This window comes from Halomicrobium sp. HArcht1-1, from assembly GCF_058933285.1.
The window spans coordinates 2,131,793-2,141,275 of the sequence record NZ_JBZYDL010000001.1; the positions used below are offsets into that span (position 1 = coordinate 2,131,793).

Sequence of the window (9,483 nt, forward strand, 5' to 3'; positions counted from 1 at the left end):
TGACGCTTAGCTGCTGCGATCAAAAGCCTTGTCGAGACGGTGATCCCCGCGGGCAGTCACGTCGGGCGCACGAGGTCGGCGAGTGTCACGAGTAGTCCGAGCAGCCAGCCAAGCGGCACGGAGATCCCGAACCAGATGATTGCGTGGGCGGCCCCCTCCCGCTCGAAGTTGGCCCGGAGGAAGTCACCGGCACCGACCGGGTCCATCACGTTGAACAGGAGCCAGCGTGCGAGGCTGTCACTCAGCGGGATCACGGCGTCGGCGACGGCCGGCGAGAACAGCGCCGCGACGACCGGCGGCAGGAAGATCGCCGTCACCCCGAACGGGTACGAGACGAAGACGGTCACCGCTCGTCCGCCAGCGCGGCGTGTGACCACCGCCAGCGCGGCCGAGACAGTCGCCACGAGGCTGGCGGCGGCGACCGCGACGATCCCGCCGGTCGCGAGGTCGAGCTGGTACCGAGCGAGCGCGATCAGGGCCCCCCAGACGAGCACCGACAGCACGACGACGCCGACGACGCCGAGTCGCGTCGCGGTGCTGTCGACTCGCCGCGTCTGGAACCGGAGAAACGCACCCAGCAAGACGAGCGGATAGGTCAGGGCGACGACCGGGAGTCCGATAGCCGACCAGAGGCGGTAAAGCGCGAGTCCGAACTGGCTGTCGGGTGTCCACTTGCCCAGCACGCCTTCGTCCGTGGCCCGCTGGCGGGGATAGATCAGCGCCATCCAGGTCTCGTGAAGCCGTTTGATGTCGATCCGGATCCCCCCGACGATACCCTGTTCGCTCCCGGTGGACATATCTCGTCGTTTGGGTGGCCCCCATTTAACCGCTTGTGGCTGTGGAACCGTCACCGCAACTGGACACCTCACCGACAGCCGGCGGTGCGGTGTGACTGTGGGCACCAGCGCGGCGATGAGTGGCCGGGGAACCGTATCGAAGTATATACTACGGGGGACACCCAAGCGCCGCGTATGACAGAGGGTTCAGCCGACGTGTCACGCCGTGGGTTCATGCGGACGGCCGCAGGCGCGGCGACCGCCGCCGGGGCGGCCGGAACCGTGGCGGCCCAGGAAGAAGAGGGCGGCGACGGTGGCGGTGGCGGCACCCCGGACTACGGCGACTGGTTAAGCAGCGTGAGCAACTTCGACGGCGAAACCGTCGACGCGACGGGCCAGGATTCGGCGACCGTCAAGGTCGGCACCCAGGCCAACGGCGGGGCCTTCGGCTTCGGACCGGCGGCCGTCCACGTCGACAACGGTGCGACCGTTCAGTTCGAGTGGACCGGTGAAGGCGGGCGACACAACGTCGTCTCCGAGGGAGAAGGTCCACTCGACTCGGGCGATGCCGTCGAGACGACCGGTGTCGAGTACGAACACACCTTCGAAGAGGACGGCATCTACCCGTACTACTGTTCCCCGCACAAGAGCCTCAACATGAAAGGGGCGATCGTCGTCGGGACCGACTACGCGACTGCCGACTCCGGCGGTGGCTCTGGCGGCGAGGGCGGTGGTGGCGGCGGTAGCAGTAGCGCAGCACCAGCCGTCCCCGAGAGCATCAAGTCCCTCGGCGTCGCCGCGTCGGTCGTGATGACCGCGACGCTGGGACTGGCCTACGTGTTCATGAAGTACGGCGGCGACTACGACACGCCGGAGTAGCGCACGCCGTTTTCGGCCAGGACCGCGCCGCTGTCGATCGGTGCACGTCGCTATCGCGAACGTCGTCCGTGCGCGCCGGCCGACAGTATCAGACGGCGTCGGGACTGGTGTGAATCGTCAGTTCCACGTCGCGCCGACGCCCCTCCAGATCGGCGACGATCCGCTCGACAACGCGCTCTGCCTCTTCCTGGATCAGCGGCTTTACCTTCTCGATCACCCAGTCCATCGACACCAGCCGCGGGAGGTCGAGCGCGCTCGACGACGCCGACCCCGGATCGAAGTTCACCGTAAGTCGCACTTCGGTGGCGTGGTCCTCATCTGCGGGTCGCTCTTCCGGGAGCGACGTGATCTGCCAGCGACCGGTGGCGTCGAGGTCTTTCGTGATCTTCCAGTCGATCTGGTCCGGCGGATCGACGGCGACGACCTCGGATCTGGCGGTGTAGCTGAGCTTCCACCAGGCAAAGCGGAGCGCGTACTGCGTGCCCGGCGTCCCGTCGCCGCGTTGCTCTACGTCCGTGAGGTACTTCGAGTAGCGGGCGTAGCCGGGGAAGTCCATCAGGAACTCGTAGACCTCCTCTGGCGAGACGTACACGACGGTGCTGACGTCGACGGAGTCCACGGTGACACGTGTGGCCGGGATCGGCATAGGTCTGGCCCTCCACCGTCGGGGCGAGTCGCGATCTTTCGGAGGGATCGTTCGGACAGTGGATCAGGGTGAGACACTGCGTGTGAGCGTACAGCGTCGGAGCGCCCGCCGGAACGTCGTGCAGAGAGTGGCCAGACCGGTGGGTGACGGCGTTCCAGACAGTGTCACACCGACAGCGACTGCAAGTGTTCGATGCGTGCCTCGGTTGGTGGGTGTGATCGCGTCTCGATGTAGAGGGGGGACCGATCGGCGTCGCGCTCGAAGCCGTGCGGGAGGAAACACAGCCCTCGAACCCCCTCATAGGCGCGTCGCTTGTCCGTCTCCGGACTGCTGGCGACGCTGTCGTCGACGCGTTCCAGCGCGCTCGCCAGCGTCGCCGGCTCGCCGGTGAGTTGGACGGCACCGCGGTCTGCGGCGAACTCGCGGTCTCGCGAGAGAGAGCGAGCGAGGTACGCGACGGGGGCCGTGAGCACACCCAGCGCGATGCCAGCCAGCAGGTACGTCCCACCGGCGAGCACGAGGACGGCCACGAGCCGCTCTACCCCGGTCCTCGACGGGCTCCCGACGGCCGAAGACAGCGCAGTTCCGGCGACGAGCGCACCGCCGGCCAGCACTGCGCGGCGGCCGACCGGACCGACGGTGTCTGCGAGCGGCCGATACTCGCCGTTAGTGATGGCGGGGAGGAAACTCGCCAGCGTCATGACGGTCGCGTCGTGGTTCGCGACGTGGGCCAGTTCGTGTGCGAGCACCGCGTCCAGTTCGTCACCGTCTAGCGTCGCCAGCAGTCCATCGCTGACGACGATCGTCGCCGATCGGACCGTACCGACCGCGAAACTGTTCGGAACCGACGAGTCCGCCACGGCGACGGTCGGCGGCGGACAGTTCGCCAGCTGGGCCAGCCGATCGACTCGCGCGTGCAGGTCCGGGTACGCCTCGCGATCGACCGTCCGGGCGTCGACTTCGGCCAGCGTTCGGCGACGCGTGTAGCGGAGTTGCGCCCAGAGAAAGCCACAGAGAAGCAGCGCGGTCACGACCACCCACCAGAGCGTCTCCGCTGCAGCGCCGCCGACGCCGATCGCTCCCAGAACCACAGCACGGACGGGGGCGAGCCACGGCTCGAAGAGGACGGTGAGGACGACGACGAAGGCGACGTTGCCCGCGAGGAGAGCGACGAGTGTCCCCGCCATCCGTCGCCGTAGATCCACCCGACTGGTCATTTGTGTGATCGTCGCCGGCCCGTAACGAAAACCCTTCGGCTCCGTGTGGCAGTGTGCCGTGGAAGGGGAACGCTTTACACCGAGACGTGAGATTCGAAAGTAACCGTGGCGACGAATCGTCCTCGCGCAGTCATCGCCCTCCTCTGTATCGCGACCCTCTGTTATGGCTCGGTACTGATACAGCCGGGTCTGAACGCAGACCTGTCTGGCTCGGCACCCGACGACACGGGTATCTCGGAGACGACACCCAGCGAGACGGGGACAGCGACCGCGACACCGGCAACGGGAGAGAACGAACGGACCACCGAAGCGGCGTCGACGCCCGGGCAGACGGCCACCCCGACACCGACGCCGACACCGACGCGAGGTGACACGCCCGCCGACGGCGAAACAGGCGGAGACAGCTCGGCCAGTCCGCACTGGTCGCTCCTGTTCGGTGTCGGCGGGGCCGCCGCCGTCCTCCTCGGTGTGGTGGTGACGCTTCGCAGAACTGGGACGGACGACGGTCGAGGCTCCCGCGGTGTCCCCAGCCTCTCCCTCCCAGCACTCCCGTCACTGCCGCGCCTCTCGCAGGTGACCGCGGCCGTGCTGGTGACGACTGCCGACGGAATCGCACGTGTGCTCGACGACCTCGGAACCGTGATCGGTGGGGTCCTCCAGGCACTGGGGCGCGGTGTCGGCCCGGTCGCGGGCATGCTCGCCCGAACTGCGGTGAGCGTTCCGGCCGCACTCGCTGCCGGCATCGTCTCGCCGCTCGCTGCACTGGCGTCAGTCGGCAGCGATGCGGTGTCGTTCGTCGACGACGGACTCTCGTCGACGCCGGTCCAGCGTGACACTCCCGAGACAGATCCACGGGCGACCGGCGGCGGCGAACCCGACGAGGCGGCGGGACCGGAACCGGTCGAGAGCGTCGTCGAGGCCTGGGAGCGGATGGCAGAGCGCGTCTCCGTCCGGAATCCGACGGCGACGACGCCGGTAGAGTACGCCCGTGCCGCCATCGATCAGGGGCTCCCACCCCAACCGGTCAGGCGGCTCACCGAGCTGTTTCGCCGGACCAGATACGGGCCGGACGCGGAGTCCGACAGTCGCCTGGAACGAGCACGGGCGGCACTCGATTCGATCCGGGGAGGTGAGGAGCGATGACCGAACGCGACGAACGCGTGACCGACTCGGCGACGGTCACCGCCGAGACGGTCGACGACGAACCCGGTGGCGGTGGCCGGTGGCGATACGCCGCCGGCCTCGGCACACTCGCGCTCGTCTGTGCCCTGGTCGTCGGCGTCCTACCGGCACGGTACGTCCCTCAGGTGGCCGTCGGCGTGGGCGAGACGGTCCGGGTGGCCGTGTTGCTCGGTGGCGGAGTGGTCGGGTTACTCGGACTCTACGCGCTGTCGGCCGACGACGGAGCGACGCCCCGAGAGACGACATGGGAAGTCGACGACGAGAACCCCGTCGAGCAGCCAGCGCAGGACCGGCCGACGGGCCAGACTGGGACCCAGCCCGGTCGAGAGCTCGACGCCGAACTCGAACGGATCGATGGGGTCGTCGACGAGATGAACCCGAGGGACGCCTATCGTGCGTACAAGATCAGACAGAACCTCCGCGAGCTTGCCGTCCGCGTGCTCACCGCCGAGCGGGGGTGGTCCGCGAGCACGGCACGCAGCCGGATCGAGTCGGGACGCTGGACCGACGACCCGAGAGCGGCCGCCTTCCTCTCCGAGGGGTCGGTCGTCCCGTCGGTGACGCTACGGCTGCTAGACTGGGCGCGCGGAGACGCCTTCCAGCGACAGGTCGAGGCGACCGTCGTCGAACTCGCACGGGAGATGGAGGTCGAGACGACGTGACGAGCGACCAGGTGAAAAACCGCGACGTGGGGCTCGCCGTGGCGCTGGTCGCCGGCAGTGCCGGGCTACTCGCGGGCGAACCGGCGCTGCTGCTCGCAGCCGTCGTCGGCCTCGTGTACACGGCCTACGAGGCGACCACCGGACCGCCAGCGCCGGCCCTCGAAATCGAGCGATCGGTGTCACGGGCGACACCGACGCCGGGACAGAGCGTCGACGTGACCGTGACGGTCACGAACCACGACGAGCGCGCCGCGCCCGACGTTCGGATCGTCGACGGGGTGCCCGAGCGACTCGCTGTCACCGACGGCTCCCCGAGAGTCGGGACTGCCGTAGAGCCCGGCGAGTCTGTGTCGTTCACCTACAGCGTCCGCGCTCGCCGTGGCACACACCAGTTCCAGCCGACGACCGTCGAGTGCCGATCGCTGGCCGGCGACGCGGCCGATCAGCAGACGGTCCCGATCGAGACTGAGATCGACTGCACCGTCGACGTCCGTGACATCGTCACCGGCACACAGACGCTGCCGTACCCCGGCCGGATCGAGACGGACTCGCCCGGTCGGGGGGTGTCCTTTCACTCCGTTCGCTCCTACCACTCGACGGACTCGCTGTCCCGGATCGACTGGAAGCGGTTCGCTCGGACCCGAGAGCTGGCCACCGTCGAGTACAGCGCCCAGCGGGCGGCGGCGTACGTCGTCGTCGCCGACACGCGTGTCGACTTCGCCGCGTCGGAACACTCGCCGACGGCGACCCAGTACGTCAGCTACGCCGCCGAACGAATCGGTACGGCACTGCTCGAAGATAGTCACCAGGTCGGTGGGGCGCTGTTCGATCGGGGAACCGTCCTCTCGCCGGGATCGACGCGGACCCAGTTGCTTGAGCTCCGAACGCTGATACTCGAAGGCCGACACCCCGACCACACCGAGACGGACGGTTCCGTGCTCGAAGGCTTCGACGGCCGTCGGTTCTTCGACGGTGCGCTCGACAGCGAGACGCCGGCAGTCGTCGACGGGGGCTTCGAAGGGGGCGGACGTACCCGGCCTGAATCGATCGGTCGCGATCGGGACGTGCGAGACCTCGACCGGCGTCTCCCGGACCGGGCGCAGATCCTCTTTTGTACGCCCCTGCTCGACCAGCGCGCGTCCCGCGCGGCACGGCGACTCGCCGCCTACGGACGAGATGTCACCGTCGTCTCTCCGGACGTGACCGGCGGGGACTCGCCGGGGACGCTCGTCGAACGGATCACGCGAGCGGATCGCGTTCAGTCGCTGCGACGCAGCGTCGGCGTCGTCGACTGGGACCCGGACCAGTCGCTCTCTGTGGCGCTCAGGCGGGCACAGGAGCGGTGGTCGAGATGAACGAGTTCGAACTCCGGACGACGCCCGCCAGACACACCGCGACGCTCTCGCTGCTCGTCGCAGCGGCCGTGGGAATCGTGCTGGGCTGGAGTGTGGGCGTCCCGCTCGCGACGGTGCTGACGGTCTGTGGCGGTCTCTCGATCGCCGTCGGCACGTGGGGTCTGAACGAACCGTCGGCGCTGCGTCAGGCCGGCGGGAGCATTCTCGCGGTCGCGGGAACGCTCTCGATCGTCGCGGGGACGAACGGGCTCCCGAGTCTCGTCCCGATTTCGGTCGGCGTCGCCGTCACGCTGGTCGGTATCGACGCGACAGTCGGCTTCGACCGAGCGCGTGACCGGACGCTCGGCACCTGGGCAAGGGCAAACGTCGCCGTGGTAGTGGTCGGGAGTGCGATCGTCGCCGGTGGCTGGCTCGGCGCAGTACCGGCCCTCCCGTGGCTCCACCAGTTCTGGCTCGGCGTCGTCGGGCGCTGGACGTTGCTCGATCTCGTCGTCGTGCAGTGTCTGCTCGTCGCGACGAGCTTCCTCCTCTCGGCGGCGATCCCGGTGCTCGATCGTTGGGCGGCGCGCACGGACGAGGGTGAGCAGTCGGTGCTGGCGTCTCTCGATCGGGTCAGTCTGACACCAGCGGGGATGCCAGACACGTACGTTGCCGCTCTGGGAGTGCAGGTGGTGCTGGCCTTCGTGCCACAGACTGCCCGATCCTTCGAGCGGTTCTTCGGGCCGGTCCTCGAACCGGTCCTCGGCACGGGACTCCTGCAACACGGCTTGCTCGTCGTCGTGGTCGGACTGTGTGCCCTGATCGTCGTCGGGAAGCTCCAGCGACTGGTCGTCGTGGTGCTTGGCGGAGCGCCAGCGGACCGGCTCGCGCTGGCGGCCGGCGGTGTGCTCGCGACCACTGCCGTGGTCGCAATCGAGATCGGGAAGTGGGCCGGTGTGGTCGATATTTCTGTCGACGGCGCGTTACCCGCGGCCCCCGTCGGCATCGCTCCGGTCGCCCTGCTCGCCCTCACAGGCGCGATGCTCGGCGTCGCCGTCGTCGCTTACGTCGCTCGGACGCTCGCGAACCATCGAGCAGTGCCGACTCCGGGATCCGGATACGCGCTCGGGAGCGGACTCCTCTTTGGGACCGCGATCGTCGGAAGCCTGCACTCGCTGCCGGCGGTCGGGCTCTTCGTCGGCGTCGCCGGTGCGATCCTCTGCTGGGACCTCGGGAGTCACGCGATCGGCATCGGACGACAGCTGGGCCAGCGCGCCCGGACCGACCGCGCCGAGTTCGTCCACGTCACCGCGACGACGCTCGTGCTCGGCGGTGCCGTCGTCCTCGTGACGGTACTCCACTCCGTCGTCCCGATGGCCGCGCCGACCGCCGGTCCGAGAGCGGAGAGCCGAGCCGTCCTCGGGCTCGGCGCGCTCGTCGTCGCGATGGTCGGCTTCCTGGTGGCCGCTTACCTCCGCCAGCGCGAGCGATGAGACGGCTGGCCGTCACTGGGCTCGCTACTTGCCACTTCGAGAGAGTGAGACGGGCCACAGATCTCCCGGCGGGCAGTGTGAAGCCGTCGCCCGACATTATATACTACCCCGCGTCTAACCACCGGCAATGCTTTCGGGAGTGAACGTCGTCCTGGGGGTGACCGGCTCGATCGCGGCGGTCAAGACCGTCGAACTCGCCCACGAGCTTCGCCGCCAGGGCGCGACCGTCCGGGCCGTCGTCACCGACAGCGCGTCGGGCATCGTCCACCCGTGGGCCGTCGAGTTCGCGACGGACGGCGAGGTGGTGACGGAGCTGACGGGAGCGGTCGAACACGTCGAGTTGTGCGGCGTCGACGGATGGGGCGACGTGTTGCTGATCGCGCCAGCGACCGCCAACACGGTCGGCAAGATCGCGGGTGCGATCGACGACTCGCCGGTGACGACGTGTGCGACGACGGCGCTGGGCGCGGATCTCCCGGTCGTCGTCGCGCCGGCCATGCACGAACCGATGTACGACCACCCCGGCGTGCTCGACGCGATCGACCGCGTCGAGTCGTGGGGCGTCGACTTCGTGGCTCCGCGCCTCGAAGAAGGGAAGGCGAAGATCGCCAGCGAGGACGCGATCGTCGCCGCGACGGCGCGTGCAGCCGGCGAGCGGCCCCTCGCTGGCGAGCACGTCGTCGTCACGAGCGGCGCGACGACGGAGTCGATCGACCCGCTCAGGACGCTGTCGAACCGGGCGTCGGGACGCACCGGTCGGGCGCTCGCTCGCGCTTGCTACGTCGCCGGAGCCGACGTGACGCTGGTCCACGACGGTCCGGACGTGCCCGTCGCGGAGGTCCGTCGCGTCGAGAGCGCCGCCGAGATGACGGCAGCGACCACGGAGGCCTGTGCGGACGCCGACGCGCTCCTCTCGGCGGCGGCGATCTCGGATTACACCGTCGAGCAGCGCGACCACAAGATCAAGTCCGGCGAGTCCTCGCTGACTCTGGAGCTGTCGCCGACGCCGAAACTGGTCGACACCGTTCGATCCGAGCGGCCGGAACTGCCGATCGTCGGCTTCAAAGCCGAGACCGACGTGGACGACGAGACGCTCGTCGAACGGGCCCGCGAGATTCGCGACCGCGTCGACATGGCGTTCGTCGTCGCCAACGACGCCGCCGTGATGGGTGCCGAGCGAACGCGGGCGCTGCTGGTCGGGGACGACGTATCGACCTACGAGGGCGACAAGCAGGGACTCGGGCGACGGGTCGTCGCGGCGCTGACGGAGCATCTGTAACCGCCACGCACGGCG

Annotated in this window: 9 protein-coding genes; 6 read left to right on the forward strand and 3 right to left on the reverse strand. The window is 69.0% G+C overall.

The genetic code is table 11. The annotated features are described in order from the left end of the window. Window positions 1–56 precede the first annotated feature (56 nt). Window positions 57–797, reverse strand: a complete 741-nt coding sequence (locus tag AC5FRZ_RS11280) for a hypothetical protein (RefSeq protein WP_493564620.1) — start codon at window positions 795–797, stop codon at window positions 57–59. Between the two features lie 174 nt (window positions 798–971). On the opposite strand from AC5FRZ_RS11280, the gene AC5FRZ_RS11285 reads away from it, so the two are divergent. Continuing rightward, a complete protein-coding gene (locus AC5FRZ_RS11285; protein ID WP_493564621.1) occupies window positions 972–1,655 on the forward strand; it encodes a halocyanin domain-containing protein in 684 nt (227 codons plus the stop codon). A gap of 88 nt (window positions 1,656–1,743) precedes the next feature. Here the strand turns inward: AC5FRZ_RS11285 and AC5FRZ_RS11290 are convergent, their stop codons facing one another. Both AC5FRZ_RS11290 and AC5FRZ_RS11295 read right to left on the reverse strand, forming a co-directional pair. Beyond that, entirely contained in the window at window positions 1,744–2,274 is a 531-nt protein-coding gene (locus AC5FRZ_RS11290; RefSeq protein ID WP_346775259.1) for a type II toxin-antitoxin system RatA family toxin, read from the reverse strand. Between the two features lie 191 nt (window positions 2,275–2,465). After that, window positions 2,466–3,518: a M48 family metalloprotease gene (locus tag AC5FRZ_RS11295; RefSeq protein ID WP_493564622.1), complete on the reverse strand. Its 1,053-nt coding sequence runs from the start codon at window positions 3,516–3,518 to the stop codon at window positions 2,466–2,468. Window positions 3,519–3,623: 105 nt separating this feature from the next. On the opposite strand from AC5FRZ_RS11295, the gene AC5FRZ_RS11300 reads away from it, so the two are divergent. The 5 genes from AC5FRZ_RS11300 to coaBC all read left to right on the forward strand — a co-directional run bounded on the left by AC5FRZ_RS11300 (window position 3,624) and on the right by coaBC (window position 9,468). Next, on the forward strand, window positions 3,624–4,661 hold the full coding sequence (locus AC5FRZ_RS11300; protein ID WP_493564623.1) for a DUF4129 domain-containing protein: 1,038 nt from the start codon (window positions 3,624–3,626) through the stop codon (window positions 4,659–4,661). After that, the gene (locus AC5FRZ_RS11305; protein ID WP_493564624.1) at window positions 4,658–5,362 is read left to right on the forward strand and encodes a DUF7269 family protein; all 705 of its coding nucleotides are present in this window, start codon (window positions 4,658–4,660) and stop codon (window positions 5,360–5,362) included. Before AC5FRZ_RS11300 ends, AC5FRZ_RS11305 begins: the two co-directional genes overlap by 4 nt. Continuing rightward, a complete protein-coding gene (locus AC5FRZ_RS11310; RefSeq protein ID WP_493564625.1) occupies window positions 5,359–6,717 on the forward strand; it encodes a DUF58 domain-containing protein in 1,359 nt (452 codons plus the stop codon). The genes AC5FRZ_RS11305 and AC5FRZ_RS11310 overlap by 4 nt, the downstream gene beginning before the upstream one ends. Next, complete coding sequence (locus tag AC5FRZ_RS11315) at window positions 6,714–8,189, forward strand: DUF7519 family protein (protein WP_493564626.1); 1,476 nt, start codon at window positions 6,714–6,716, stop codon at window positions 8,187–8,189. Before AC5FRZ_RS11310 ends, AC5FRZ_RS11315 begins: the two co-directional genes overlap by 4 nt. A 127-nt stretch (window positions 8,190–8,316) precedes the next feature. Then, a complete protein-coding gene (gene coaBC, locus AC5FRZ_RS11320; protein ID WP_372480594.1) occupies window positions 8,317–9,468 on the forward strand; it encodes a bifunctional phosphopantothenoylcysteine decarboxylase/phosphopantothenate--cysteine ligase CoaBC in 1,152 nt (383 codons plus the stop codon). Window positions 9,469–9,483: the final 15 nt, after the last annotated feature.